General features: G+C 64.4%; 25 protein-coding genes and 1 tRNA gene. 11 read left to right on the forward strand and 15 right to left on the reverse strand.

The features are described from left to right. The first annotated feature begins 272 nt into the window (after positions 1-272). Positions 273-1,073, forward strand: a complete 801-nt coding sequence (truA, locus tag P2T60_RS13250; protein ID WP_276279728.1) for a tRNA pseudouridine(38-40) synthase TruA — start codon at positions 273-275, stop codon at positions 1,071-1,073. Positions 1,074-1,277: 204 nt separating this feature from the next. Here the strand turns inward: truA and P2T60_RS13255 are convergent, their stop codons facing one another. Then, positions 1,278-2,597 (reverse strand): M28 family metallopeptidase, encoded by a 1,320-nt coding sequence (locus tag P2T60_RS13255; RefSeq protein ID WP_276279729.1) that lies wholly within the window; start codon positions 2,595-2,597, stop codon positions 1,278-1,280. Between the two features lie 151 nt (positions 2,598-2,748). Here P2T60_RS13255 and pepF point away from each other — a divergent pair, with 151 nt between their 5' ends. The 3 genes from pepF to pan2 all read left to right on the forward strand — a co-directional run bounded on the left by pepF (position 2,749) and on the right by pan2 (position 7,658). Next, a complete protein-coding gene (gene pepF / locus P2T60_RS13260) occupies positions 2,749-4,542 on the forward strand; it encodes an oligoendopeptidase F (RefSeq protein WP_276279730.1) in 1,794 nt (597 codons plus the stop codon). Between the two features lie 84 nt (positions 4,543-4,626). Beyond that, entirely contained in the window at positions 4,627-6,336 is a 1,710-nt protein-coding gene (locus tag P2T60_RS13265) for a methyl-accepting chemotaxis protein (protein ID WP_276279731.1), read from the forward strand. Positions 6,337-6,419: 83 nt separating this feature from the next. Beyond that, positions 6,420-7,658 (forward strand): proteasome-activating nucleotidase Pan2, encoded by a 1,239-nt coding sequence (gene pan2, locus P2T60_RS13270; RefSeq protein WP_276279732.1) that lies wholly within the window; start codon positions 6,420-6,422, stop codon positions 7,656-7,658. A 673-nt stretch (positions 7,659-8,331) separates the two neighbouring features. Here pan2 and P2T60_RS13275 read toward each other — a convergent pair. The 7 genes from P2T60_RS13275 to P2T60_RS13305 form a co-directional block, all read right to left on the reverse strand. Then, positions 8,332-8,718, reverse strand: coding sequence for an SHOCT domain-containing protein (locus tag P2T60_RS13275; protein ID WP_276279733.1), 387 nt, complete (start codon positions 8,716-8,718; stop codon positions 8,332-8,334). A gap of 45 nt (positions 8,719-8,763) precedes the next feature. Beyond that, on the reverse strand, positions 8,764-10,071 hold the full coding sequence (hisS, locus tag P2T60_RS13280) for a histidine--tRNA ligase (RefSeq protein WP_276279734.1): 1,308 nt from the start codon (positions 10,069-10,071) through the stop codon (positions 8,764-8,766). Positions 10,072-10,167: 96 nt separating this feature from the next. Beyond that, entirely contained in the window at positions 10,168-11,382 is a 1,215-nt protein-coding gene (locus P2T60_RS13285) for a hypothetical protein (RefSeq protein WP_276279735.1), read from the reverse strand. A gap of 40 nt (positions 11,383-11,422) precedes the next feature. Continuing rightward, on the reverse strand, positions 11,423-12,013 hold the full coding sequence (locus P2T60_RS13290) for a DUF7411 family protein (RefSeq protein ID WP_276279736.1): 591 nt from the start codon (positions 12,011-12,013) through the stop codon (positions 11,423-11,425). Position 12,014: 1 nt separating this feature from the next. Then, positions 12,015-12,356, reverse strand: a complete 342-nt coding sequence (locus P2T60_RS13295; RefSeq protein WP_276279737.1) for a DNA-binding protein — start codon at positions 12,354-12,356, stop codon at positions 12,015-12,017. Between the two features lie 92 nt (positions 12,357-12,448). Beyond that, positions 12,449-12,904, reverse strand: coding sequence for a 30S ribosomal protein S19e (locus P2T60_RS13300; protein ID WP_276279738.1), 456 nt, complete (start codon positions 12,902-12,904; stop codon positions 12,449-12,451). 77 nt (positions 12,905-12,981) lie between these two features. Then, positions 12,982-14,025 carry a lysylphosphatidylglycerol synthase transmembrane domain-containing protein gene (locus P2T60_RS13305; protein WP_276279739.1) on the reverse strand — a complete coding sequence of 348 codons (1,044 nt, stop codon included), beginning with the start codon at positions 14,023-14,025 and terminating at the stop codon, positions 12,982-12,984. A 230-nt stretch (positions 14,026-14,255) separates the two neighbouring features. Between P2T60_RS13305 and thiL the strand changes: the two genes are divergently transcribed. After that, positions 14,256-15,134: a thiamine-phosphate kinase gene (thiL, locus tag P2T60_RS13310; RefSeq protein ID WP_276279740.1), complete on the forward strand. Its 879-nt coding sequence runs from the start codon at positions 14,256-14,258 to the stop codon at positions 15,132-15,134. A 59-nt stretch (positions 15,135-15,193) separates the two neighbouring features. Here thiL and P2T60_RS13315 read toward each other — a convergent pair whose 3' ends face one another. From P2T60_RS13315 to P2T60_RS13325, 3 genes are all read right to left on the reverse strand, one after another. Further along, positions 15,194-15,481, reverse strand: a complete 288-nt coding sequence (locus P2T60_RS13315) for a type II toxin-antitoxin system RelE family toxin (RefSeq protein ID WP_276279741.1) — start codon at positions 15,479-15,481, stop codon at positions 15,194-15,196. After that, positions 15,456-15,665: a hypothetical protein gene (locus P2T60_RS13320; RefSeq protein WP_382210440.1), complete on the reverse strand. Its 210-nt coding sequence runs from the start codon at positions 15,663-15,665 to the stop codon at positions 15,456-15,458. Before P2T60_RS13320 ends, P2T60_RS13315 begins: the two co-directional genes overlap by 26 nt. A 222-nt stretch (positions 15,666-15,887) precedes the next feature. Then, complete coding sequence (locus tag P2T60_RS13325; protein ID WP_276279743.1) at positions 15,888-17,003, reverse strand: site-2 protease family protein; 1,116 nt, start codon at positions 17,001-17,003, stop codon at positions 15,888-15,890. Positions 17,004-17,342: 339 nt separating this feature from the next. Between P2T60_RS13325 and P2T60_RS13330 the strand changes: the two genes are divergently transcribed. Beyond that, positions 17,343-17,966, forward strand: coding sequence for a hypothetical protein (locus P2T60_RS13330; RefSeq protein ID WP_276279744.1), 624 nt, complete (start codon positions 17,343-17,345; stop codon positions 17,964-17,966). 8 nt (positions 17,967-17,974) lie between these two features. On the opposite strand, the gene P2T60_RS13335 is transcribed toward P2T60_RS13330, so the two are convergent. After that, the gene (locus P2T60_RS13335; RefSeq protein WP_276279745.1) at positions 17,975-18,772 is read right to left on the reverse strand and encodes an NAD+ synthase; all 798 of its coding nucleotides are present in this window, start codon (positions 18,770-18,772) and stop codon (positions 17,975-17,977) included. A gap of 282 nt (positions 18,773-19,054) precedes the next feature. On the opposite strand from P2T60_RS13335, the gene P2T60_RS13340 reads away from it, so the two are divergent. From P2T60_RS13340 to P2T60_RS13350, 3 genes are all read left to right on the forward strand, one after another. After that, positions 19,055-19,125 (forward strand) — tRNA-Gly (locus tag P2T60_RS13340). A gap of 134 nt (positions 19,126-19,259) precedes the next feature. Next, positions 19,260-20,102, forward strand: a complete 843-nt coding sequence (locus tag P2T60_RS13345; protein WP_276279746.1) for a hypothetical protein — start codon at positions 19,260-19,262, stop codon at positions 20,100-20,102. 63 nt (positions 20,103-20,165) lie between these two features. Then, positions 20,166-21,524 carry an Eco57I restriction-modification methylase domain-containing protein gene (locus tag P2T60_RS13350; protein ID WP_276279747.1) on the forward strand — a complete coding sequence of 453 codons (1,359 nt, stop codon included), beginning with the start codon at positions 20,166-20,168 and terminating at the stop codon, positions 21,522-21,524. 4 nt (positions 21,525-21,528) lie between these two features. On the opposite strand, the gene P2T60_RS13355 is transcribed toward P2T60_RS13350, so the two are convergent. Together P2T60_RS13355 and P2T60_RS13360 are read right to left on the reverse strand one after the other, a co-directional pair. Beyond that, the gene (locus P2T60_RS13355; RefSeq protein WP_276279748.1) at positions 21,529-22,122 is read right to left on the reverse strand and encodes an Ig-like domain-containing protein; all 594 of its coding nucleotides are present in this window, start codon (positions 22,120-22,122) and stop codon (positions 21,529-21,531) included. Positions 22,123-22,354: 232 nt separating this feature from the next. Further along, positions 22,355-23,062, reverse strand: a complete 708-nt coding sequence (locus P2T60_RS13360; protein WP_276279749.1) for an Nmad3 family putative nucleotide modification protein — start codon at positions 23,060-23,062, stop codon at positions 22,355-22,357. A 176-nt stretch (positions 23,063-23,238) separates the two neighbouring features. Here P2T60_RS13360 and P2T60_RS13365 point away from each other — a divergent pair, with 176 nt between their 5' ends. After that, positions 23,239-23,655 (forward strand): Fic/DOC family N-terminal domain-containing protein, encoded by a 417-nt coding sequence (locus P2T60_RS13365; protein ID WP_276279750.1) that lies wholly within the window; start codon positions 23,239-23,241, stop codon positions 23,653-23,655. A gap of 29 nt (positions 23,656-23,684) precedes the next feature. Here P2T60_RS13365 and P2T60_RS13370 read toward each other — a convergent pair whose 3' ends face one another. Next, on the reverse strand, positions 23,685-23,957 hold the full coding sequence (locus P2T60_RS13370; protein WP_276279751.1) for a DUF7577 domain-containing protein: 273 nt from the start codon (positions 23,955-23,957) through the stop codon (positions 23,685-23,687). Positions 23,958-24,070: 113 nt separating this feature from the next. Between P2T60_RS13370 and P2T60_RS13375 the strand changes: the two genes are divergently transcribed. After that, on the forward strand, positions 24,071-25,339 hold the full coding sequence (locus tag P2T60_RS13375; protein WP_276279752.1) for an aryl-sulfate sulfotransferase: 1,269 nt from the start codon (positions 24,071-24,073) through the stop codon (positions 25,337-25,339). Positions 25,340-25,346: the final 7 nt, after the last annotated feature.

The raw sequence follows: 25,346 nt of genomic DNA on the forward strand, positions 1-25,346 counted from the left end.
ACTTCCGAGGTCTGCGTCGCTTCGCTCCGCAGACGGTCGCTCAGCGACATATCTTCCGCTCACTCCGTTCGCTCCAGATAGGGGTCGCTGAGACGACCACGGGCCTTCGGCCCGCGAGCGGGCGGCCCCTTTATCCATCCCCGTCGGTTGGTCGGCCGAGCGTTCGCCGGTGGGTGGTCGGCCGGGCGCGTCCGGGTCGGTCTGCTGACCACCTCTACGCCCCGGTTCCCGCTTCCGCCCTTTTAAATACCTCCGCGTCCGACCACGAACCGATGCGGGCGTTCCGAGTCGCCTACGACGGCCGACCGTTCCACGGTTTCCAGCGCCAGCCGGACGTGCCCACCGTCGAGGACGCCATCTTCGACGCGCTCCGGGCGCTCGGCGTCGCCGACGGCAAGCCGGAGGGCTACGCCGCGGCGGGGCGGACCGACGCCGGGGTGTCGGCGGTGGCCCAGACCGTCGCCTTCGAGTGCCCCGACTGGTTGACCCCCGCCGCGCTGAACAGCGAACTCCCGGCGAGCGTCCGGGCGTGGGCGAGCGCCGACGCGCCCGCGGACTTCCACGCGACCCACCACGCCGAGTCGCGGGCCTACGTCTACCACTGCTACGCGCCCGACGCCGACCTCGCGCGCGCCGGGGACGCACTTGCGCGACTCCGCGGCGAGAACGACTTCCACAACCTGACGCCCGACGACGAGAACACCGTCAGAGACCTGCGCGCCGACGTTCGGCGCGACGGCGACTACCTCGTCTTCGAACTCCGCGCGGGCGGGTTCGTCCGCGAGATGGTCCGGCGGGTGGTCTCGCTGGTCCGAGCGGTGGCGACCGGCCACGCGGAACCCGCGAAAGTCGAGCGCGTACTCGGACCGGCGCAAATCGACGGTCCCGAGGGCGTCGCGCCCGCCCCGGCCTACCCCCTCGTGCTGGTTGACGCCGCGTACCCGACGCTGGCGTTTTCGACGGACGAGGAGGCCGCCGCCCGGACCCGCGAGGTGTTCGCGGAGTTGCGCTCGGAGCGAGCGACCGGCGCGCGGGTCGCCGCCGAAGTCGCCGAGCGCGTCGAGTCGCCGTAACGAGGAATTTCGGTGCCGGGACACGGACTGTTCGTTCCACTCGCCGACCCCCTCGAAATGGTAAGTGCCGTTTAAATCGTGTGCTAGCAATCAACGTTATTATCCCGCGCTCCGAAATCGGGAACGGCGGTAGCGAGTGCAATCCCATGGCACCACCATTTCGGATACTGCACTCCTACCGTCGTTTTGCGTCGAGTAATCCGTTCAGTCCCACCCGTCGGGCCAGATTCCGGCCGCCTTCATGCCTTCTTCGTAGTCGCCCGAGCGCAGATTCCCCGCGACAGACTCCGCGCTCGGCCGCGGTATCTCGTCGGTCCGCGCCACCTCTCGGACCAGTAACGCCGTCAGCATCGCGTGTTCGCGCAGGTTCCGGTCGTCAACCTTGTCGCGGGTGTCGGCGTGAGTGTGGCCCCACCCGCGCCCTCGCTCGCCGCTTTCGCTGTGGAGTTGGAGCGCGGGCACCCCGCGCTCGAGAAACGGCCAGTGGTCGCTGAACGGGTGGACCTGCTCGCGGACCGCGATTGGTTGGTTCGCCTCGTCCGCGACCGACGCCACGAGTTCCTCCATCGTCTCCGAGCCGTGAGTGTGAGCGCGCAGGTTTCGGAACCGGCCAGCGCCGTCCACGTTCACGACCGCGCGGACCGAACCGAGGTCAAGTCGCTCGGCGAGGGTCTCCGCACCGAGCAGTCCGGTCTCCTCGCATCCGACGCCCGCGACCCGGACCGTCGCGTCGAGGTCCATCCGCGCGAGGAGGTGGGCCGCCGCGACGACCACGGTGATGCCACACCCGTTGTCGAGCGCGCCCTCCGCGATGTCGTGGGCGTCGTGGTGGCCGACGACGAGGATTTCGTCGTCCGTCTCGGGCCCAAGTCGGCCGCGGGCGTTGTGACTCGTGCCGGGCGTCGTCTCGGCGTCCACCCGGAGGACGGCCCGCCCTCCCCGGTCGGCGTAGTCGGTCAACCAGTCGCCGGTCTCCAGACTGACGCCCACGCCCGGAACCGCGGCCTCCCGGTCGAACCGGAGCGCCCCGGTCGGGGGCAGTTGGCCGGGCTTGTGGTTCCGGAAGACGAACGCCGCCGCACCCGCGGCGGCGGCGTGACCGAACTTCTCCATCCGGTGGATGAACCGCGACCCCTTCGGTGTCGTCGTGGACGCGACCACGATTTTCCCCTCCACGTCCATCTCGTCGAGTTCCGCTGGCGTGCCGTGGCCCGCGTCCACGAGTTCGCCCCGAACCTCGCCCGGCGGGGAGTACGGGAGTGCGATGGTCTCGAACGACCGTTCGACGGGGTGAGTGACGGCGAGTTCGGCCTCGTCGCGCGTCCATCGGTTCATCTCGAAGGACTCGACCGAAACCTCTCGCGCACCCGCGCGCTCGAACCCCTCGACGACGAGTTCGGCCGCCCGGCGCTCGCCCGGCGACCCGCCCATCCGGTCGCCGATTTCGGTCAGTCTCGTCAGGAACTCCCACGGGTAGTCGTCGGTCCACGCCGCCGCGAGCGCGGCCGCGGTCTCTGAGTCCATGGCCGGGTGTGAGTCGCCGACGGTCAAAAACCCACGCCCGGAACTGCCGACTGCCGCCGACCCTTGCGGACTCCCGACGACCCTCCCGGGTTCCCCGAACCCGACTTCCGAATGACAAAGGCTTACAGTCGGTCTTTCCTAACCAAACGATATGAGTTCCGTTCCCGAACGGTCGGAGATAGACGACGAGTACAAGTGGGATTTGGAGAGCATATACGCGACCGACGACGAGTGGGAGCAGTCGTACGAAGACGCCCAACAGCGACTCGAGGAACTGGCCGCCTACGAGGGGCGGGCCACCGAGGACGGCGAGACGCTACTGGAAGTCCTCGAACTCCGCGACGAGTTGCTCCGGCAGGTCGAGATGGTGGTCAACTACGCCCGGATGCGGAAAGACGAGAACACCGCCGACCAGCAGTATCAGGCCCTCTCGTCCCGCGCGATGGCGCTCGGGTCGCAACTCGACAGCGCGAGTAGCTTCCTCGAACCCGAGATTCAGGACCTCGACCGCGACGAACTCGACGCGATGATAGAGGCGACCGACGGACTGGAGACCTACGACCACTACCTCCACGACGTACTCCGCGTGGCAGACCACACGCGCTCTTCGGAAGTCGAGAACGTGCTGGCCGAACTCGGCGAGGTGACGCGGGCCTCCGACGACATCTACAACATGCTGATGAACTCCGACGTGGAGTTCCCGACGGTCGAGAAACCAGACGGCGAGTCGGTCGAGATTACCCAGAGCAACCTCACGACCCTCCTGAAGAATCCGGACCGCGAGTTCCGCCAGACGGTCTACGAGAGCTTCTTCGGCACGCTCGGTAACTTCCACAACACCATCGGCACCGCCTTCGAGAAGACGGTGAAGTCCGACGTGAAACTCGCCCGGATACACGACTACGACACCGCGCGGGAGGCCGCACTCGACGGTCCTAACGTCCCGGCCGAGGTGTACGACAACCTCGTGGGGACGGTCCGGGACAACCTCGACAAACTCCACCGCCACGCCGAACTCAAGCGAAAGAGCCTCGGCGTCGAGGAACTCCGGATGTGGGACCTCTACATGCCCATGACCGAGACCGAGACACCCGACGTGGAGTACGAACAGGCCCGCGAGTACGTCGTGGAGGCGCTCGGTGCCCTCGGCGACGACTACCAGAACCGCGTGCAGGAGGGACTCGACTCCCGGTGGGTGGACGTGTACGAGACCGAGAACAAGCGGTCGGGCGCGTACAGCAGCGGCACCTACGACACCCAGCCGTTCATCTTGATGAACTGGCAAGACGACATCTCCTCGATGTTCACGCTGGCCCACGAACTCGGCCACTCGCTACACTCCCAACTCGCCGACGAGACCCAACCGTACGTCTACAGCAACTACGAGATTTTCGTGGCCGAAGTCGCCAGCACGGTCAACGAGGCGCTTTTGACCCGCCACCTGCTCGACACCGTAGAGGACCCCGAGTTCCGACGCCACGTCCTCAACGAGTATCTGGAGCGGTTCCGCTCGACGCTCTACCGCCAGACCCTGTTCGCCGACTTCGAACACCAGACCCACGAACTGGTCGAAGAGGGCGAGGCGCTCACTCCCGAAGCGGCCGACGAAATCTACGGCGACCTCAAGTCGGAGTTCTACGAACCCGCGGTGATGGACGACCACATCGCTCGCGAGTGGGCACGGATTCCGCACTTCTTCAACTACACCTACTACGTCTACCAGTACAGCACCGGCATCAGCGCCGCCGTCGCGCTCGCCGACGAGATTCTCGAATCCGACGGCGAAGTCGCCGACGACTACCTCGAATTCCTCCGAAGCGGTTCGCGGGAGTACCCGCTCGAACTCCTCGAAACCGCCGGAGTCGATATGTCCTCGCCCGACCCGATTCAGCGTGCGCTCGACGTGTACGACGACCACCTCGACGAGATGGAAGAACTCGTCTGAGACCCCGCCCGAATCTGACGATTCGTTTTCACTCTCTGAGAACGCGGGGTTCGGTTTATCCGACGGGATTGTGTACGCGGTCGTATGGAACGCAACCCCCTCGCCGCGTACGAAGACGCGCTGTGGTGGTCGATGGACCGCCTCGGCGTCACCGAGTCGGTCGAACGCAAGGTACTGGCGGCCGTCGTCATCCAGTTCGCCATCTCCGTCTCGCAGGCCGTCCTGCCGTTTCTGGTCTCGGGTACCGCACGGGTCGCTCTCACGGTCGGACTGCTGACCGCGGCGGCCGTCGCGTTCGCTAACACCGTCTTGGTCGCCCGCCGGGACATCACCGAACCCATCGCGGCTTTAGACCGGGCGGCCGCCGCCATCGCGGGCGGGGACTTAGACGCGCCGGTCCCCGAGACCGACCAAGACGACGAAATCGGGCATCTCGTGGCTTCGTTCTCCGATATGCGGGCCTACCTTCGGGTGGTCGCCGAGCAAGCCGCCGCCCTCTCCCGACAGGAGTTCGAAGACCCCGTACTGGACGAGAACGTGCCCGGCGAGTTCGGCGCGTCGCTCGACCGGATGGCCGATAGCTTGCGCCAGTACACCGCCGACCTCGAAGCCACGACCGAACAACTCGAAGCGACGACCGCGGACTTAGAACGCCGGTCGGAGAACTTGGGCCGACTCGTGGAGGCGTTCGGCGAGGCGACCGAACGCGCCGAGAGCGGCGACCTGACCGCGACTATCGACCCGGAGGTCGCCGACGAGAACCTCCACGAGGAAGTCGTGGACAACTACAACGCCCTGCTCTCGACGCTCGCGGACGCCGTGGGCGAACTCGCCGACTTCGCCGACGAGGTGGCGACCGCGAGCGAACGGGCCGACACCGACCTCCGGGAGGTCAGCGAGGCCAGCGACGAGGTGGCCGGAGCGGTCGCCGAGATTTCGGAGGGCGCGGCCCGCCAGACCGAACGACTCAACGAGGCGGTGGCCGAGATGAACACCCTGTCTGCGACCATCGAGGAAATCGCGGCGTCGGCCGACGAGGTGGCCGACACCGCCGGGACCGCGACCGACCGCGCGCGCTCGGGTCGGGACGCCGCGCGGGAGGCCGCCGAGGAACTCGACCGGGTGGAGGACGGCATCGACCGGACCGCCGAGGCGGTCGAGGAGTTGGTGGCCGACATCGCCGAAATCGACGAGGTGGTCTCGTTCATCGACGAGGTTGCGACCGAGACCAACCTGCTGGCGCTGAACGCCTCGGTCGAGGCGGCCCGCGCGGGCGAACGCGGCGACGGGTTCGGCGTGGTCGCCGACGAGGTGAAGAACCTCGCGGAAGACACCGGGGAGGCCGCCGACGACATCACCGAGCGCATCGAGACCATACAGGACAACTCCGAGCGGACGCTGGCCGACGTGCGCGAGACCCGCGAGCAGGTCTCCCGGAGCGTCGAAACCGTCGAAGACGCGCTCGGCGACTTCGAGGACATCGCCGACGTGGTGGGCGAAGTGGACGAGAGCGTCCGGGAGATTAGCGACGCGACCGACCAGCAGGCGATGTCGGCCGACGACGTGGTGTCGGTGGTCGAGGAGGTGGCGGCCATCAGCGAGGAGACCACCGCCGAGTCCGAGACGGTGGCCGCGGCGACCGACCAACAGGCCACGTCGCTGTCGGGCGTCTCCGAGCAGTTGGCGTCGTTGGCGTCGCAAGCCGACGAACTCGACGCGCTACTCGGCGAGTTCCGCCTTCCCGACGAGGGGTCGGCGACCGAACCGGTTCGCCACTCGGCCAGCGCGGACTGACGGCGGCGAAAGATTTTTTTGCGGGAAAACGTCCGAGACCCAAAGGCACTTTTAAGCTGGTCCTCTAAGAATCAGTAACAACGATGTCGCGTAGCCCACCCCTCCCCGACCAACCGACACTGGAACTCGACCCCGAAATGACAGACAGGGAGCGGCTTGCGGCGCTCCGGGAACACTTCGCCGAAATCGTGGACGTGAACGCCACCCTCGAAGAGCGCCTCGGCGACGCCCGCGAACGCCGCACGAACCTGCGAGAGGAAGTAGACCAACTCGAACGCGAGAACGAGACCCTGAAAACCACGTCGCTGTACGTCGCCACGGCCGAGGAACTGACCGAGGACGGAATCGTCATCAAACAGCACGGCAACAACCAAGAGGTGCTGACCGAAGTCTCGCCCCAACTCCGCGACGAAATCGAGTCGGGCGACCGCGTGGCAGTCAACGACTCCTTTACGGTCCAGACGGTGCTGGAGACCGAGAAGGACGCTCGCGCGCAGGCGATGGAAGTGGACGAATCGCCCGAAGTGACCTACGACGAAATCGGCGGTCTCCACGAACAGACCCGCGAGGTCCGCGAAGCGGTCGAGGAGCCGCTCGAAAACCCCGAGCAGTTCGAGACGGTGGGTATCGAACCCCCGAGCGGCGTCCTGCTTCACGGCCCGCCGGGGACCGGCAAGACGATGCTGGCGAAGGCCGTCGCCAACCACACCGACGCCACCTTCATCAAGATGGCCGGGTCGGAACTCGTCCAGAAGTTCATCGGGGAGGGTGCGAAACTCGTCCGCGACCTCTTCGAGTTGGCGAGTCAACGCGAGCCAGCTATCGTCTTCATCGACGAGATAGACGCCGTGGCCTCCAAGCGCACCGACTCGAAGACTTCCGGTGACGCCGAAGTCCAGCGCACGATGATGCAACTTCTCTCGGAGATGGACGGCTTCGAAGAGCGCGGCGAGATTCGCATCATGGCCGCGACCAACCGCTTCGACATGCTGGACCGCGCCATCCTCCGGCCGGGCCGGTTCGACCGCCTCATCGAGGTTCCCAACCCCGACGAGGAGGCCCGGCGCAAGATTCTGGACATCCACACCCGCGACATGAAGATAGCCGACGACGTGGACTTCGAGGACCTCGCCGACCGGACGGAAGGCAAGAGCGGCGCGGACATCGAGAGTCTGACGACCGAAGCGGGCATGTTCGCCATCCGCGACGGCCGGACGGAGGTCCGACAGGACGACTTCGCGGACGCCCTCGACAAACTGGAAGCCGACGACGACGAGTCCGGCATCGTCACGAAGGGGTCGCTTCCGAGCTACGCGTACTGAGACGGGGTTTCGGGCTTCGGGGCTTTTTCTCTCGGTTTCGGACACGCTTCGCACGGCCAGCGACGGCACTCGGCGCGACCAACCACCGGCGAACGCTCGCCCGACCAACGGACAGAACGCGCTCGGTGCCACAAACCACGGCAAACGTCCGGCCGACCAACCGACGGGGCGAGATAGAGGGGCCGCCCATTCGCGGGTCACGCGAGCGGTGCAACCGTGAAAGCGAGTGTGACCCGCGACCGGACGGGGGCTTTCTGAACTATCGTTACAGCGATTCCCACGGTTTCTCCACCGTTTTCGGCGACGTAGCGCGAGAGGGACTTTCGAGGCAGAGATTTCACAGCTATCGGCAAGAAAAGCAGTCGGTAAGAAATTATTTTTCTATATTTAGCAAATGTTTCGATTGCTCAAAGCGACCGGAGTTCACCCGACGACCACGCGAGATTTTAAATACCGGAACGGGACCAACCCGTCCCGTGACCTGAGAATCGCCGCGGGGAGGCCAGCGATAGCGCGGCACTCCTCTCCGCGGGCCGTCCGTGCCGCCTGTTCGCTACTCGCGCTAGTGACTGGTACGCTCCCGGCCGACTCGCCAGCGACCGACCCGCCAGCGACCGACCCGCCAGCGACCGCGGTCGGCGACCGGTCGCCGACCGCTCACCCCCGACCGAAGTCACTCCCGGTCGAAGACTCGCTCTCTGGACCCGGTCGCACCCACGTCTTCGGTCTCCAGCAGTCGTTCGAGTCGGCGCTCGAACTCCGCGTCCGTGAGTTCGCCGCGGGCGTAGCGCGCTCGGAGTTCGGTTATCGGGTCGTCCGCGGTCGTCCCCTGACCGACGCGGACGCCAGCGGCGTCCGCGTCGTCGTCGCTCGCGACCATCGGCAACGAGTCGCCCAGTAGCGCGACCAGCGGGACGACGATGAAAAAGCCGAGGACGAAGACGGTCGGGACCAGAAAGTCCAACCCTACGACGGCGAAGAACGCCGTCAGTCCGAAGGTCAACACCGACAGCACCGCGAGCAGGGTCTTCTTCTCGAACTGTGCGGAACGCTCGCGCATGTCCGGGGGTACGGAAGACGCCGGTAAAAAGGTTCGACTACGGAACTACTCGAAGTCCTCGTAGGTCGGCCGCGCTTCGTCTTCAGGCGGGAAATCCTCAACCGGCACCTGCGTCTGGTCGCCCGAGTCCATGTCCTTGACCGTCACGTTGCCGTCGGCGAGGTCCTGTTCGCCGACGATGACCACCGTCTGTGCGCCGATGGAGTCGGCGTAGTCGAGTTGCGCGCCGAAGCTCCGGCCGGACACGTCGGTCTCCACGACGTGGCCCTCGCCGCGGAGTTCGCGGGTAATCTCGGCCGCCACGTCGCGGGTGTCGCCGACTTGGAGGACGTAGTAGTCGGTGGCGAGTTCCTCGTCCGGCCAGACGCCCGCGCGCTGGAGCAACAGCGTCAGCGTCGCGTCGCCGACCGCGAACCCGACCGCGGGCGTGGGCTGACCCCCGAAGCCCTCAATGAGGTCGTCGTAGCGCCCGCCGCCGAAGATGGAGCGGTTCACGTCGCCCGTCGAGTCGAAACACTCGAAGACGACGCCGGTGTAGTAGTCGAGTCCGCGGGCGGTGTCGAGCGAGAGCGTGCAGAACTCGCGCGCGCCGAAGTCCGCGGCGGCGTCCAGCACGTCGGTCAGGTTCGAGACCGCGTTCTCGACGCGCTCGGTCCCGGCGAACGCCACGAGGTCGTCGAGGTTCTCTTCGGGCGTGTCGAGCAGGTCGTCGAACTCTCGGGCTTGGTCGTAGGAGAGTCCGGCGTCGTTGAGCAGACCGTAGAACTCGTCTTCGCCGACCTTCTGGTTCTTGTCCACCGCGCGAATCGCGGCCTCGGTGTCCACGTCGGCGTCGAAGGCTTCCAGCAGGCCGCCGAGGATGTCGCGGTGGCTGACTCGGAACTCGAAGTCCTCGCTGGTGAGTCCGAGGTCCGTGAGCGCGTCCGCCGCGCACGCCAGCAGTTCGGCGTCCGACTCGGGTGCCGACGACCCGAAGATGTCCACGTTGGTCTGGTAGAACTCCCGACGGCGGCCGCTCTGGGGTTCCTCGTAGCGCCAGAACGGACGGGTCGAGAACCACTTGATGGGCTTGGAGAGTTCCTGCTGTTTCGCCACGACCATCCGGGCGACCGTCGGGGTGAGTTCGGGCGTCATCGCTACGTCCCGGCCGCCTTGGTCCTCGAAGCTGTACAGCTCTTCGACGATTTCCTCGCCGCTTTTGTCCACGTACATCTGGGTGCGTTCCAAGGCGGGCGTGCCGACCTCTCGGAACCCGTACCGGCGCGCGGTCGATTCGAGCGCGTCGAACATCTCACGGCGCGCGCCCATCTCTCCGGGGTAGAAGTCCCGGAAACCCTTGATGTGGTCGTACATGGGGAAGCGTTGGACGAGCGCGCGCTTGAAACTTTTACTTCGCGTGCGTCTTGCCGGACGCAGAATCTTGCCGACCGAAACGCGGGACGCGGGCGCTCACGCCGCGACTGTCACCGAGACGTTACCGTCGTCCGCGGTGGCACGGACGTTTCGGACCGTCTCGGGACTGCCGACGGCCACGACCACGGTCCGGTCGCTCGCGCGTTCGAGACCGAACTGCGTCCCGCTCGCTTGCCAGCGGCGAGCGCCTCGGCGCTCGCCGCGGGCGTCCATGTAGTCGGCGAACGCGCCCGAGAACTCGGTGGCGTTTCGTTCGTCGTCCCACCGGAGCGTCCAGACGAAGTTACGCCGACTGGACTCGTTCGCACCGTAGTTCCAGAGCATGAGGAGTCGGTCGTTACCCCACCCGGAGGCGGCAGTGGCCGACCGCGATTCGGGAAGTTTCCCGCCGAGCAGGTCGCGGACGAACAACTCACCGGCCGTGTCCGCGTTCCCGGCGCTCACGTCGTCGGTCTCTGCGACTGTCACGCGCAGGTCCGCGGGCGGTTCGCGCTCGGGCGCGTAGCCGTGAATCACCTGCTCGGTCGTGTTCGGCGGGTTTCGGTACGCTCGCGTCAGGTTCGCGGGCGAGTCGAGGCGACCGTCGAGGTACCGCCCGCCGAACAGGTAGGGACCGCGAACGAACCGCCCCGGAGCGGACTCGTTCCGGTAGTCACGGGCCATCTCGCCGGTCGGGTCCTCGCTCGGCCGGTAGCGGTCGGCGTACTCGTCGGCGACGAACACCGCGCCGCCCTCCACGAGCGCCCGGTAGACCCGGCGACTGTCCATGGAGGCGTCGGCCGGACCGCCGAGACTCGACCGGAAGCGCGGGTCGCCGAACTGGACGGCGTGAGCGTACTCGTGAGCGAGGACGACCGCTAACCCGGCCTCGTCCGTCTCGGCGGCGGGCACCCCGTCGTGCAGGAGGACGGTGACGCGGTGGGGGTCGCGGGCGTAGTAGGCCGCGGCCGAGGCGCTTCCGTCGCCCTCGACGCCGAGCATCAGCCGGTAGAACGGCCCGAGTCCGCCGAGATAGCTCACGCCGCCCTCGCCCGCGTCGGCGGTGCGCAGTGACGGCTGAGAGACGTTACTCTCGGCGAGGTCCGCCACTCGGCCGAAGATTCGGCTCTCGTTCACCGGGAGGGCGCTCGGTCCCGTCGTCGGCGTCCGCGTTTCGAGCGCGGACCCCTCGGCGGTCGGTCCCTGCGCCGTCGGCGCGGAGCATCCGGCGAGAACGAGAAGCGCGGCGAGCGCGATTGCGGTGCGACTCATGCGCCGAGTGTCGAACCGGCGGGCGAAAAGTATCGGTGGTTCAACTCAAGCCGTTCACGTAGGTCTGGGTGTGGTCGGGAAACACCTCGGCCACGGCGTCCTCGCCGTGTTCGCGCGCCAACAGTTCCCGGAGTTCGGCCTCGTAGTCGGCCTTCGGAATCTGCTCGCTCGGGCCGACAGTCACGTCCAGCGTCTCGTCGACGAGCGAATCGACCGCGCCGCGCCCGAATCCCGCCAGCGGGACGATGTAGTCGATGCCGTGGCGGTCTTCGAGGCTCTGGGCCTGCGCGCGCGACACCGACGGCACTCGGTCGTCGCGTCGGGTGCCGTCGGCCACTGCGTCGAAGTCCATCTCCGCGACCATCTCAAGCGCGTGGAGGTGGACCTGCTGGATGCCGTTGCGGGGGTAGCCGTCCTCGACCATCTGCTCGACGGCTTGGTCGGCCACGTCGTCGTCCAACTCGACCGTCTCGAAGTCGAAGCCGACGCCCTCGGCGGTCCGACGGGCGTGGTCCCACGCCTCGGCGACACCGAACGTCGCGGTGACGAGGGTCACGTCGTAGAAGTCTTCGAGCAGGAGGGCGGCGAGCGTCGAGTCCTTCCCACCGCTGTAGAGTAGCCCGAGGTCCATCTCACCGACGCCGGATGTTGAAGCTCTTGGAGTCGGGCTTGAGTTCGCGGAGAAGCTCTTTCATCTTCTCCTCGTCGATTTTGCCGCTCACCCGACCGCTCTGGGCCAGCGCGAGGACCTGTCGTTCCACTTGGTCGGCGAAGTCGGGTTTGCTCATCCGGACTGAGTTGAGTCGTTTGCGCGCGCCGTCGGTCAGATGCTTGCGGAGCAACGCCTGCTTCTGGGCGTCGGCCTGCTGTTGGGCCTGCTCTTGGGCCTCGCTCTGGTCGGCTTGGTCCTGCATCTCCTGCATCTTCTGTTTGCGGAGTTCTTCGAGTCGCTCGTCGTCGGGCTGTTCGCTCATGAGTTATCTCGTAGTTAACGCCCGCGGCCAAAAATGATTACGGAGCGACGATGGTGTTCTGGCAGTCGTAGAAACGCATCGCCGTCGGTCGTCTACGCGTAGCGTTCGAGTTCCGGCCGGTCGAGGTCCTCCATGACCTCGCCCGCGGTGTCGTCGAGGAGGCTACGGCCCTCGCCGGTCACGATGCGGCCAGCGTTGCCCTCGGTACCCACGAGGTCCTCGTCTTCGAGTTGCTGGAGGATGGTCCGGATGACGTTCCGGCTCCCGTCCGTGCGGTGTTCGGGGGCGACCTGATAGCGGTTCGACCCGCCCTTCTTGTCGCCGTACTCCGTCGAGAGTCGCTCGACGCCGACCGGTCCGTCGGTGGCGACCTTCCGGAGCAGACTGGCCGCACGTCGCGCCCAGAAGTTCTCCTGTTCGGGCGGGAGTTCGCGGCTCTCGCCGGTTTTGGCGTACTCGGCCCAGTCGGGTGCTTCGAGTCGGTCCTCCAGTTTGGCGGCGACCGCGTCGATGAGGTCGTCCGCGGGAACGTCGTAGAGCGTCGTCATACCCACGAATTCCGTTCCGCGGCGTTTAAAGGCATCGTTACGGAACGTGGCCGACATCGACCTCCGATTCGGCCGTCTCAGTCGCTCGCGGACCCGTGAGCGTTGTCCGCCTCCAGCATGGCGGTCGCGCTCCCGCCCAAAAGAACCGGGAGCAGGTAGGTCGCGCCGCGATGGAGGACCGCCGCGGCCGCCGCGGTCTGTGCATCGACTCCCGTGATGGGGACGATGAGGAGAACGAGCGCGGCCTCCACCCCGCCGAGACCGCCCGGTAGCGGCGTGACACCCGCAACGCTTCCGAGTGGGACGATGAACAACGCGGCCGCGAACGGGACCCAGTGGCCGAGCGCACCCAGCGAGAGCCACAGCGAGACCGACAGCAGGAACCACCCGAGCGCAGAGAACGACACCGCGAGCGCCAACTGGTGGTGGTCGCCGCCGACCCGTTCCAGCGCGCCGAAAAAGCCCTCGATGCGGTCGCGGACCTGTGGCTCCTCCGGCGGTTCGAGTTTGGGGAGGGCGCGCCCGAGTGTCCGACCCACGGGAACCGCGGCGCGGACCACGAGGTCCGAGAGGTGGTGGCGACTCCGCCAACCGAGGTACGCGGCGACCGGGACCGCGAGCGCGAGGGCGACCAGCGCCACCGCCGCGAGTTCCACCCGGTTGCCCACGGTGAACCGGGTCGCGTAGTAGCCGACGCCGACGAGCGCGAACGAGATGGAGGGGACGAAGTTGAGGGTATCCACGCTGGCGACTGCCGCCAGTCCGTTCTCGTACTCGGTCCCCGTCGTCCGCGAGACCAGCAGGGCGCTGAACGGTTCGCCGCCCGCCTGTCCGAACGGCGTGACGTTGTTGGCGAACGTCGCGCCAGCGAGCAACAGAAACGACTGCCACATCGACACGTCGACTGCGATAACCGAGAGGACGGTCCGGAGCGCGAGACCCCACGCGAACAGCCAACAGATTGCCGCGACGCACACCGCCGCGAACAGCAACGGGTCGGCCTGCGACAGCGCCGACAGCACGTCCTCCAGTCCGACTATCGAGTAGAGCGCCAGCAGAACGACGCCGCCAGCGCCGAACCCGACGAGTATCGAGCGCGCGTCCCCGAAGTCTACGTCCATCGACTCCCACCGACGGCCGGTCGGGGCTTGAAGCCACCGAAGACGAAAGTTCGGACGTGAGAAATGTTACCGAGAGACGTTCCGATGCAGTTGCCCGTCACCTCGACGGATACGGGTCGCCCGCCATCAATCGAAGATTCCGCGACTGTCCGTCGGTCTCGAATCGGAGACGCGCCAGTCCACGAGTCCGATACCGCAGACCTTTCACTCCGGACCGGCAACCACGAGGCATGGACGAGCGGGCCGCACTGTCGCTTCTCGCCGACCGACTCCCGCACGCGGGCGACGACGCGGCGGTCGTAGACGGGAACGTGTTGACGACCGACATGCTCCACGAGACGACCGACTTCCCCGACGGAACCACGCGCTACACCGCCGGTTGGCGGTCGGTCGGCGCTTCGCTGTCGGACGTGGCCGCGATGGGCGGCGAGGCAGTCGCCGCCGTCGCTGTCTACGCCGCGCCCGAGTTCGACGCCGACGGACTCGAATCGTTCGTCGCGGGCGCGAGCGACGTGTGCGAGGCGGTCGGCGCGGAGTACGTCGGCGGCGACTTGGACGAGAGCGGGGAGTTCACCACCGCGACCACCGCGCTCGGCCGGACCGACGACCCCGTGCGCAGGACGGGCGCGAGTCCGGGCGAGCGGGTGTGCGTGACGGGCACGCTCGGGCGCACGGGCGCGGCGCTCCGGCGCTTCGAGCAGGGAGACTTCGAGCGAGCGAACGACCTGTTCCGGTTTGAACCGCGAGTCGCGGCGGGCCGCAAACTCGCCTCGCACGCCACCGCGATGATGGACTCCAGCGACGGACTCGCCCGGTCGCTCCACCAACTCGCGGAAGCCAGCGACTGCGGATTCTCGGTCGCGTGGGACAGCGTGCCGGTGGACGAGTCGGTCCGCGAAGTCGCCGACGACGAGGACGAGATTCGGGAGCTATCGGCGTTCTTCGGCGAGGACTTCGAACTCGTGTTCACGGTGCCCGAGCGCGACCTGTCGGCGATTCGGGACGAATCGCCGACGCCGATTTCCGTGATTGGCGAGGTGACTGGTTCGGGTGTCGAGATGGACGGCGAGAAACTGCCCGACCGGGGGTACACGCACGGTGAGGGGTAGTCGGACCTGTTGCTATCTCGGCCGAGAGTGATAGCCTGAAAATCGTCAGAAAGACCGTTTTACCGGCCGTATTCTTTGTGCGCTTTGTCGATGTCCATCAGGTCGGTCACGCGAACCTTCTTTTCGTCCTCTAAAATGAGGTAGAAGGCGGTGTACGACCGACCGACGTGTATCCGGTAGATTTCCTCGTCTTGAGCCTTCAACTTCTTCTTGTCACCCTGTCCACGACCCGGATACGGGTTTTCTTCGAGGTCGTCCAACGTCTCGAAGCAGATTCGCTGACTCTTCTCGTCCAGTGAAGCGAAGAAGTCTCGTGCGCTTTCACTCCAGAAGATTTCGTAGCTCATCGTGAGGCGTCAGCTCCTCTTCGTCCATTTCGCGGACCTCGCGCGCTCGCTCGGCGAGCCGACGCTCTTGATGCTCCTGAATGAGTTCCGTCAGGAGTTCGTCGAACGTCTGTCCGGGTTCCTTCAATTCGTGCAACTCTTTCCATGTTTCTTCGGTGGCAGGTATTCTTTTATTTGCTGACATTCTTTGCCTCCGCACCACTTGCTGTGTGGTCGTGGTGCGCGGTTTTAGCTTGTACTCGGCTACTACCTCTCTACTCAGCGTTGGTCTATCGTGGAATGGATATTCCACGGTAACACTCGACGCTGTAACTCTATACCATCCTTACAACGCTTACAACATAAACCTTCGGGAGAGATACATCTCTAAGAGCAGAAAACCCGCAAATCCCGAAATCGGGCGTTCTCACGTGATAATCTCGATGGGGACCGGTGTGAAACACAGCACCCCCAGCACGAACGTCAGAATCCCAATCGCTTTCCGACTCAGGTCGAGTCCCTCGTCGTCGATTGGGTTGGCCGGGCCGACGTAGGCGACGTACGTCGCCAACAGGCCCCAGAACACCCACAGCACCGAGGCGTTGCTCACGTCCTCGACGTAGAAGACGTAGGCCGCGAGTCCGAACAGCGCGACGGGGACCAGCGCGGCGACTCGCTCCTGCTCTTTGCCCAGAATCGCCCGGACGATGTGGCCGCCGTCGAGTTGGCCCACCGGGATGAGGTTGAGGAAGGTGATGAACATCCCGACCCACCCGCCGATGACGACGGGGTTGACGGCCTGTCCCGGCCCGTAGTTCGTCGGTTCGCCGAGGACCCACGCGATGAGTTCCAGAAGCGGCGGGTAGCCGAACTCGATTTGGATGGTGTCGGGGTTGTTCATCAGACTCGCCGGGACCTGTTCGGGCGGGAGCGAGAGACCGATTGCCGTCACCGCGATGGTCGCCACGAGTCCCGCGAGCGGTCCCGCGACGCCGATGTCGAACAGCGCCTTCCGGTCGGGCATCTGGCCCTTCATCCGGATGACCGCGCCCATCGTCCCGATGAGCGACGGCATGGGGATGAAGTACGGTAACGAGGCGTCCACGCCGTGGTATCGGGTCATGACGTAGTGTCCCAGTTCGTGGGTGAGTAAGACCCCGAGGACCGCGGCGGTGAACGGCCACGCTTCGAGGGCGGCCAGCGGACTCTCCATAGCGTCGATGTGGTACCACGCGGTTCCCGCGTACAGCGTCGAGACGACCGTCAGGAAGAAGAGGACGACGTTCGTCCACGGAATCCCGTCGATGCCGGTGTCGGCGGGTTCGGCCACGAGGACGTACTCGCCGGTCTCGGTGGTGAGTTGGACCTCGTAGCCGTGTTCGCGGAACACCGGCCACGCGGCGTCGAGCAGTCGCTCGCGGGGAACCAGCGGTTCGCCGTAGTACACCAACCGGTCGCCGTCGCGGCGGGCCTCGTACACGCGGAACACGGCACTCAAACGCTCCAGCGATGGACCGTCGGCAGGCGGGTCGGTCGAACCCATTCACCTTCGGTTATGGCGCGAATCGTGATAAACCCCCGGACGGAACGGCGGAAATCTAGTACCGACGCCGCGGCGGACGCTCGACGGCGGGTTTCGGCCGTTCGACGCCTTCCGAGGAGAGTTTCGACCGTTCAACGCGGGCGTCGGAGAATCCGACGCCCGCTGGCGCGCTCGTTGCGAGAGAGACGTAAGTAGCATTCTTTGACGATTGTAGAGATAGTCGAAACGACGATTTACGTTTCCCCGACCGGCGCAAAGGTTGAATGGGTCGGGAACGTACCAGTGTGACGAGCATGGGGGCGAGTGACACCGCGATGCAGTGGAAACCGGGGGAAACGAATGGAGGAGTGTGACTACTGCGGTGCGTCGTTCGACGGCGAGACGGCGTACCTCGAACACCTCGGGGACGAACACGGAAATGAACTCGGCCGGATAGAACAGCGCCGCGTGGCCGCGTTGGAGTCCGACGACGGCGGTTCCAACGCCGCGACCTACGGGGGTGCGCTAGGTGCGCTGGCGCTCGGAGGCCTGCTGGCGTACCTGATACTCTTCTCGGGCGGCGCGCCCGGAATCGGCGGCACCGACGGCAGTAGTTCGGGTAGCGGAGACGGTCCCTCGGCGGTGGGGTCGGTCCACTACCACGGAACCATCGACGCGACCGTCGGCGGCCAACCGCTCGACTTCGGTCGCCAGCGGTTCCAACTCCAAGCCGACGCCTTCCACTTCGAGAACGGCGACGGCCAGCGGTGGCACGTCCACGCCGAGGAGGTGACGCTGGCCTACGCGATGGGGACCCTCGGCATCGACGTGACGAACGAAACCGTCGCCTACGACGGGACGACCTACGGCGACGACCCGAACGAAACGGCCGTCGTGCGGGTCAACGGCGACCCGGTGAACCCCTCGGAGTACGTGCTTCGGAAGGGCGACCACGTTCGCATCGCGGCGAACGCCTCGGGATAGCGGTGCAATCAGTCGAGCGGGTCGGGCGACGGCGGGACCCGACGCTTGTGTTCGCTCCGCGCGTGCATCTCGCTGACCCGACGGACTTCCTCCTCGGTCACACCATCGACCTGCCGAGCGGTCGCCGAGACGGAGAGCGGACCGTCGATGTGAAGCGCGAGGATAGCGTCTAAGGTGTCGTAGTCGATGCCCATCTCCTCCTCGTCGGTCTGGCCCGCCCAGAGTCCGGCGGTGGGTTGCTTCTCGACCAGTTCGTCGGGGACGCCGAGGTGGGCGGCCAACTGCCGGACCTGCTGTTTGTAGAGGTTGCCGACGGGGTGGCAATCGACCGCGCCGTCGCCGTACTTGGTGAAGTAACCGACCAACGCCTCGCTCCGGTTGCCGGTCCCGAGGACCAGCGCGCCCTCGTGGTTGGCGACGAGGTAGTTGAGGACCGCCCGCGTGCGAGCGCGAGCGTTGCCGACCGCGAGTTGGTCGTCCTCGGCCTCCGAGTAGGCGTCGAGGAGTTTGTCCACGATGGGGTTTATCTCGAACACGTCGTAGGGGATTTCCAGCTCCTGTGCGACCCACTCGGCGTCGGTCATGTTCTCCTCGCGGCTTACCGCGCCCGGCATCACCAGACCGTGGAGGTTCTCCTCGCCGAGGGCTTCGACCGCGAGGTAGGCCGTGAGCGTGCTGTCGATACCTCCCGAGAGTCCGAGGACCGCCTGTTCGGTCCCGGCGTCCGCGGCGGTGTCGCGGATGAACTGGACGAGGTGTTCCCGGTGAGCTTCGAGTTCCGACTCGGAGAGTCGCAGGTCTATCATGTCCGACGGTAGGGTCCGCGACGACTAAAAGACGTGCGACAGGCCGGAATTTCTGGACGAATGGGCAGGTCTACGGCCGTCGAAGGGCAGGGGTGAAGCGCTACGTTGAAGTGCTGGCGGGAAGAAAAGGCGGACGGAGTTGCGACGTGCGCCGGTGGTAAGAAAACGCGCCGCGTTTTCGAGCCTCGGCGTACGAGTGAGTGCAACGAACGCAGTGCGCCGGTGTCTTGCCGAACGAAGTGAGGCAAGGCTCGGCGCGTAAGCGAACGAAGTGAGCGCAACGCGCCGGTGGTCTAGTGGTAGGACATGAGCTTCCCAAGCTCATAGCCCGGGTTCAATTCCCGGTCGGCGCACTTCTCAAGGCTTCTATCGACGGTTTTGCCAGAAGAACACTAGTAACCGACACATCCCCACCGAGGACAACACCATAGACAATTTACGCCACTGAATCGGTCAAACTACATACCTCTACGATTGGTGTCGAAGTATGGAATTTCCGAAGGCCAGCGAAGACTTACTCCCGGACCTCTATGAGCGACTAGACGAAGCGAACGAGACCGCAGAATCCGTCCTCCGGAAGCAGTTCTGGATAGAGAACAAGGGGAACGCTCGAGTAGTAGTCTTTGGAGAAGCGACGAAAGACGATTTTCTCGAAGCGATGCACGAAGCCCCCGAAATCATGGTCCCGTTTTTCATGAAAATAAGCGGATTACCGAGTCGGGAATTTGAACGAGTTTACGGGGTAAAAAGTGTCGATGCAATAAAAACGTGGACTCAAAAGGACCTACGAGAGTCCCAAAAAGGCGAGGTGTTTGCGGAAGCCCTTACGCAAGTTCTTCCGGACCGTTTATACCTTGAAACGTGTTTATACACGTTTTACCTGCTCTGGGAGAACGACCAGCGTCGCCATCAGCGAGCAAAATACGAACAGGTCGTTCGAGAACGACTCGAGGACGCCGGGTTTCCAAACCGGAAAGGTGAGGATTTGGCCGGGAAACCAGATATAGTTCTCCCACCTGACAAGCCCTTCAAAGCACTTGGAGAAGTCCGGGACATGCATCGGAAAGACTTCCGAAAACGTAACAAGAACTTCGATAGCGAAGCGCGGCGCGCAAAGGAGAACTTTCCCGACGCGAAGTTCGTCGTCGTGGCAAAGTTCCCGAAACATCAAATAGATAATAATAGGCGCGAACTGCGGGACATGGTACTTGACCTGAATCCGGACGACATCGACGCGGTAATCTTTCCGGATGAGTTCGACCGACTCTACGAATTACTCGAAGAATGGGGCATCTCTCGGTCAACACCGACTAAACAAACGGAACTGTAGATTCCTCCTCCCCCTCGAGTTTTATATATCTTTAAATAGTATCGTCTAAGTACGTCGTTGTAGATGAAGGGCCACGTTCCGACGCACGCCGAACTCGCCGACCGGATGGTAGCGAAACTCTTTGAGAAGCGACTGCCGCGAGACGGCGATAGAATACTCTACCCCGGAATCGGTACTGGTCCGTTCGCTCTCGCCGTCAGTCAGTTCTGCAACGAACACGACGTACCTGAACCGGCAGGCGTCGGAATCGAACTCGACCCTGACCGTATCGAAACGGCACGTGACCGCTTGCAGGACGCGAACGTCGAGATAGAGAGGCGGGAGTTTCTCCGGGAACTCTCAAATCTCGGTGAATTCCGGTATGTCGTCGGTAATCCACCTTACGTTCCAATCGAAGGTCTCGACGAAGAGGAAAAGGAACGATACAGAGCGCAGTTCGATGTTGCAAACGGCCGTTTCGACCTCTTCGCGTTGTTCTTCGAACAGGCACTCGGTGTACTTGCCGATGATGGCCGACTCGTCTTCGTGACTCCGGAAAAGTTCGAGTACACGGAAGCGACGACTCCGCTCCGTCGATTGATGACGGAGTACCACGTCGAAGAGATAGAACACTTGCAGGAGGATGCGTTTGACGGGCACATCACGTTTCCGACGGTCACGACGATTCAGAACCGGAGCGGCGACGAAACTCGAATCGTTCGGCGCGACGGTACGGAAGACACTGTAGTTCTGCCGACCGACGGAGGGAGTTGGGCAAGCACGCTTCGAGAGACAAGAAGCGAGACGCTGGAGAGCGACGTGACTCTCGGCGAAGTGACCGAACGGATTTCGTGCGGCGTTGCGACAGGAGCGGATAGCGTGTTCGTCACGGACGAAAGCGAGGTACCGCCGCAACTGGACGACTGGACGTATCCGACCACGAGCGGCCGACAACTCCGCATCAACGACGGGCCGTACTCGAATCAAGTGTTTATTTGCCCGTATAATGAAGATGGTCGATTACCACCCGAAGACGAACTCGGTGCGTTCGGCGATTGGGCAGAGATGCACCGAGACCGACTCGAAGACAGGTCGTGTGTCGAAAAAGGAAAGCAAGTCTGGTACGGATGGCACGAGAACCCACCGCTACAGGACATTCTCCAGCCGAAAATAGTCTGCAAAGACGTAGCTGACGAACCAGCATTCTGGGCAGACCGAGAAGGCAGTGTCGTTCCCCGTCATAGCGTGTATTATCTCGTTCCAGCCGACCACGTAGACCTAAAGGAAATGTTAGACTATCTGAACAGTGAACCAGCGCGAGCGTGGATTGAGTCCCACGCACAAAAGGCACACAACGACTTCTATCGACTTCAATCGAAGATGCTGACGGACCTCCCCGTTCCCGAGGAGTGGGGAAAATCCTACCAAACGACGCTCGTCTGACCGCTCAAATCACCACGAACCCGAGATACACCTCGCCCGACTCGGAGACGTGGACCGAGAGCGCGTGGTCGGGGTCGCGCACCTCGGTGTCCCACCGTTCGGTCGCCGTCGCGTCACCGACTCGGACCGTCGCCTCGTACGCGCCAGCGTGCGGGAAAACGAAGTCAAACTCGCGGGACTCGTTCGGTGCGAGTCGAACCGACTCGTCGAACGCCACGGCCGAGTCGTTGGCGGCGACGATGCGGACCGTGACGTTCCGGGCCGTCGCGCCAGCGTTCGAGACTCGCATCTCGTAGCCCACGTCTCGGTTGTACGTCGCGGTGTTCGCCCCCGACGTGGTGACGTTCGTCCCGTTCGTCGCGGTGGCGTTCGTCAGCGCAGTCGCGTCTCCGGTGGTCGGTGTCGGTGCGCTTCCGGCGGTCGAAACCGTACTGCTTCCGGTGGTGGTCTGGTTCGACGGCGGCGCGGCTATCACTCGCTCGGAGTTCGCAGTCACCTCGGTCGTCTCGTCGGTACCCTCACCCTCTGCGAACGGCCCACTGCACCCGGCGACGAGAACGCAGGCGACGAGTGCAACGGCTGCTATCCGCTTCGACATCTACACTTCGTACGGGTAGTTCCGGCAAGTGCCTTGTGGAGTGAGTGCCCCGCTAGACGGGACGCGCGCCGGGATTCCCGGCGCGCGTCCCCTCGGCCGTCGCCGGTGCGTCGATAAGTCTCCCGGCGCAGAGAAATCTTTAGATTGCTAAAACATGTTTCTACAATTCTTTAGGAACGATAGATATGTCTTAGAAGCGGTGAACGACCGGGGACGGCGGACGCGCGGCGAGTCACCGGAAGCCGTCTTCGACCAGTGCCAGCACCTCGGCGGTTTCGCGCTCGCCGAACCGCATCGGCCGTCGCCACCACGGTCCCTTCCCGGAGTCGCTCGACAGGTCGGTCACGACGCGGTTCGCGTCGGCACCCTTCTCGGAGGCGCTCAGCGGAACCGCCGTCTCGTAGAGACCCGACTCCTCGTCGTCGCCCGCCAGCAGAACCGCGGCGTCGAACTCCTCGCGCTTGACGTGGGCGTTGTTCCGAAAGGTCGCGCGCTCGCTCTCGGGGAGGTCCGTGTACTCCTCGCGCGCCACGGGGTCGCGCGCGAGGCGGAAATGTCCGACGAGGTACGCGCCCCAGTCCGGCGCAATCCACCCTCGCTCGGGGTCGCCGCGGGTCGTGAGCGTGGCGTAGAACAGCGCGTAGTCGCCCTCGCGCAGGTCGAGCAGTGGCCGGGCCTTCACGCCGTGGGGGTCGCCGTAGGTGTAGGCTTCGCACTCGGGGTACTCGGCGAACTCGGGGTCCAGATGAACCGGCGCGTCGGCGCTCCCGGCGGGCAGGTCGGTGTCGAGGTCCAAGTCGGCGTAGGTCGGAACCGACTCGCTGGTCGGTTCCTCCTCTGGAATCGGCACGTACTCGAAGGACCCGTCGGGGTAGACGGGTCCGCGGACGCCGGGCGCGTTGGTGTTGGCTCCGACGTTGATGGCGACGGCACGGGGCATTCAGATGTCGAATCGGGTGCTATCGAGAAAGGCGTGTCGTTACTCTTGTTGAACTGAACTTCTATTTGCTTCAATACTGGCGCGCCTACACGCTCTTATTGAAGCTATTTGTTATTCGGTTGAATAAGGCTGAGCCGTAGCCCGTGTTATTCAAGCTATACGCATAACAGTTCAATATGAAGGCGGATGATGACAGATATATGAATATCGAACAGTTTCAGTCTGCTACGACCCCCGGCGAGCTGGTAAATTCGGATGGGAGGATGGCATTCAAACCCGCTCCGCTTCCTCCGACAATCGAAATTGAAGGAGAGTTACTCGACGTTTTTACAGAAGCAACGACCAACGTAGGACAATTGAGTGGTATTGGCAGCCGGGTCGAAAATCCGAGTATGCTTATCAGTCCGTTCATCTACAAAGAGGCGGTCATTTCTTCGGAAATCGAGGGGACACGAGTAACACTATCGGACGTTTACGAGTACGAAGCAGGACAGGACGACCCTGACGGCCCAAATCGAAACCGAGTGTTTCGGGCGAAGGAAGTCTTCAAAGTGATAGAGAAGCCGGTAGACGAGCTAAAGTACAGCCTCTGACTGTCGCTAGTGGAATTGTCCGTACCTCGCTACCGCGCCGCCATCGGACTCACGCAGTTGCGACAGTAGGTGTACCCGGTGTCGTTCTCCGCGCCGCACCGCGGGCACACCACCACCGACGGGTCGTCGCTCTGCGACCGGTCGTCGAAGTCCCGAATCTCCTCGACGGGAGCGGGTTCCCGGTTCGGCGGTGTCGAGCGGAACAGCGGTGCGTCCTCGTCGCTCCGGAGGTATCGGTAGATGAGTAACTGGAGCAGGGAAAACAGGAGGACGTACAGCACTATCCATCCCCAAACGCCCATGTCATGGTATACAATGTCATGGTACTTTGCTCTTCTGACGGCCCCGACAGATACGGGGTGGCTGTCGGACCCAGACCAGCAACCCTTAATTCGGCGAGGCGACAGGCACGAACATGGAGCGACGACGGCGGATGCGGTATCTCGGGTGGGGAGTGTTGCTGTTGGCGCTGGCGTTCGGCGCGCAGGGACTGGCCGCGAACGAGGGCGTCACGGCCACCTCGGACGCCGGAGGTCCCTACGAGGGCCACACCCTCGTCAGCGTCCAGAGCTACGGCTTGGACGGGAAACTGCTCGAACTGAACGAGGACAACGAAGTCGTCTGGAAGTTCGACCCGCCGAAATCGCGGGTGTTCGACGCCGAACAGTTGGAGAACGGAAACTTCCTCGTGGCGGTGACGACCAAGCTTTCGCCCGAGAAGTGCCCCGACGACCAGTTGGTCGTCGCCTCGGACCAGTGTATCGAGGCCCGCGTGGTCGAACTTGACTACGAGACGAAGGAGGTCGTCTGGGAGTATTCGTGGTACGACGAGTACATCACTCACCACGAGGTCCACGACGTGGACCGCCTCGAAAACGGCAACACCGCAATCGTGGACATGGGCAACGACCGGGCGTTCGTCGTGAACGAGTCGGGCGCGATTACGTGGGAGTGGCAAGCCGAGAACCACCTCGCGCAGGGCACCGAGTTCCACGAGAAGTACGGCGGTCCGGCCGACCCCGGCGGCGAAACCGACTGGACCCACATGAACGACATCGACAAGTTGGAGAACGGGAACTTCCAGCTCTCGGTCCGGAACTTCGACGTGGTAATCGAAGTGGACCGCGAGACGAAAGACATCGTGAACGTCGTCGGCGAACCCGGCAACCACGAGGTACTCGACCACCAGCACAACCCCTACCGACTCCGGAACGGGACGGTGCTGGTCGCCGACAGCGAGAACGACCGAGTGGTCGAACTGAACGCCACGACGGACGAAATCGTCTGGCAGTACGGCGGCCGGGGACTGCTCCACTGGCCGCGGGACGCCGACCGACTACCCAACGGCAACACCCTAATCGTCGATACCTTCAACAACCGCGTGGTGGAGATAGACCGGAACGGTGACGTGGTGTGGTCGTACTCCGGCGTCCAGATGCCCTACACCGCAGACCGCCTCTCGGTGTCCGAGGAAGACCACGAGACGGTCCCCGGCACCGAACTGGAGAGTCGCTACGTCGAGACCGACTCGGTACGGAGCGCGCTCGAACAGGCCGAAGCCTACGCCGCGTTCGTCTTTCCGTCGTGGGTCGAACTCCCCGAACTCCTGACGCTCGCGGGGATGGTTCTGGGTACAGTGTGGTTCCTGCTGGAAGGGGCGGTCGCAGTCGCTCGCGGCCAGTAAGTCGTCG

Source organism: Halorussus caseinilyticus, assembly GCF_029338395.1.
GTDB lineage: Archaea > Halobacteriota > Halobacteria > Halobacteriales > Haladaptataceae > Halorussus > Halorussus caseinilyticus.

Excerpts from the sequence above, each read along its gene's own strand:
- truA (WP_276279728.1), top strand. The coding sequence starts at position 273 with ATGCGGGCGTTCCGAGTCGCCTACGACGGCCGACCGTTCCACGGTTTC.
- P2T60_RS13255 (WP_276279729.1), bottom strand. The coding sequence starts at position 2,597 with ATGGACTCAGAGACCGCGGCCGCGCTCGCGGCGGCGTGGACCGACGAC.
- pepF (WP_276279730.1), top strand. The coding sequence starts at position 2,749 with ATGAGTTCCGTTCCCGAACGGTCGGAGATAGACGACGAGTACAAGTGG.
- P2T60_RS13265 (WP_276279731.1), top strand. The coding sequence starts at position 4,627 with ATGGAACGCAACCCCCTCGCCGCGTACGAAGACGCGCTGTGGTGGTCG.
- pan2 (WP_276279732.1), top strand. The coding sequence starts at position 6,420 with ATGTCGCGTAGCCCACCCCTCCCCGACCAACCGACACTGGAACTCGAC.
- P2T60_RS13275 (WP_276279733.1), bottom strand. The coding sequence starts at position 8,718 with ATGCGCGAGCGTTCCGCACAGTTCGAGAAGAAGACCCTGCTCGCGGTG.
- hisS (WP_276279734.1), bottom strand. The coding sequence starts at position 10,071 with ATGTACGACCACATCAAGGGTTTCCGGGACTTCTACCCCGGAGAGATG.
- P2T60_RS13285 (WP_276279735.1), bottom strand. The coding sequence starts at position 11,382 with ATGAGTCGCACCGCAATCGCGCTCGCCGCGCTTCTCGTTCTCGCCGGA.
- P2T60_RS13290 (WP_276279736.1), bottom strand. The coding sequence starts at position 12,013 with ATGGACCTCGGGCTACTCTACAGCGGTGGGAAGGACTCGACGCTCGCC.
- P2T60_RS13295 (WP_276279737.1), bottom strand. The coding sequence starts at position 12,356 with ATGAGCGAACAGCCCGACGACGAGCGACTCGAAGAACTCCGCAAACAG.
- P2T60_RS13300 (WP_276279738.1), bottom strand. The coding sequence starts at position 12,904 with ATGACGACGCTCTACGACGTTCCCGCGGACGACCTCATCGACGCGGTC.
- P2T60_RS13305 (WP_276279739.1), bottom strand. The coding sequence starts at position 14,025 with ATGGACGTAGACTTCGGGGACGCGCGCTCGATACTCGTCGGGTTCGGC.
- thiL (WP_276279740.1), top strand. The coding sequence starts at position 14,256 with ATGGACGAGCGGGCCGCACTGTCGCTTCTCGCCGACCGACTCCCGCAC.
- P2T60_RS13315 (WP_276279741.1), bottom strand. The coding sequence starts at position 15,481 with ATGAGCTACGAAATCTTCTGGAGTGAAAGCGCACGAGACTTCTTCGCT.
- P2T60_RS13320 (WP_382210440.1), bottom strand. The coding sequence starts at position 15,665 with ATGTCAGCAAATAAAAGAATACCTGCCACCGAAGAAACATGGAAAGAG.
- P2T60_RS13325 (WP_276279743.1), bottom strand. The coding sequence starts at position 17,003 with ATGGGTTCGACCGACCCGCCTGCCGACGGTCCATCGCTGGAGCGTTTG.
- P2T60_RS13330 (WP_276279744.1), top strand. The coding sequence starts at position 17,343 with ATGGAGGAGTGTGACTACTGCGGTGCGTCGTTCGACGGCGAGACGGCG.
- P2T60_RS13335 (WP_276279745.1), bottom strand. The coding sequence starts at position 18,772 with ATGATAGACCTGCGACTCTCCGAGTCGGAACTCGAAGCTCACCGGGAA.
- P2T60_RS13345 (WP_276279746.1), top strand. The coding sequence starts at position 19,260 with ATGGAATTTCCGAAGGCCAGCGAAGACTTACTCCCGGACCTCTATGAG.
- P2T60_RS13350 (WP_276279747.1), top strand. The coding sequence starts at position 20,166 with ATGAAGGGCCACGTTCCGACGCACGCCGAACTCGCCGACCGGATGGTA.
- P2T60_RS13355 (WP_276279748.1), bottom strand. The coding sequence starts at position 22,122 with ATGTCGAAGCGGATAGCAGCCGTTGCACTCGTCGCCTGCGTTCTCGTC.
- P2T60_RS13360 (WP_276279749.1), bottom strand. The coding sequence starts at position 23,062 with ATGCCCCGTGCCGTCGCCATCAACGTCGGAGCCAACACCAACGCGCCC.
- P2T60_RS13365 (WP_276279750.1), top strand. The coding sequence starts at position 23,239 with ATGAAGGCGGATGATGACAGATATATGAATATCGAACAGTTTCAGTCT.
- P2T60_RS13370 (WP_276279751.1), bottom strand. The coding sequence starts at position 23,957 with ATGGGCGTTTGGGGATGGATAGTGCTGTACGTCCTCCTGTTTTCCCTG.
- P2T60_RS13375 (WP_276279752.1), top strand. The coding sequence starts at position 24,071 with ATGGAGCGACGACGGCGGATGCGGTATCTCGGGTGGGGAGTGTTGCTG.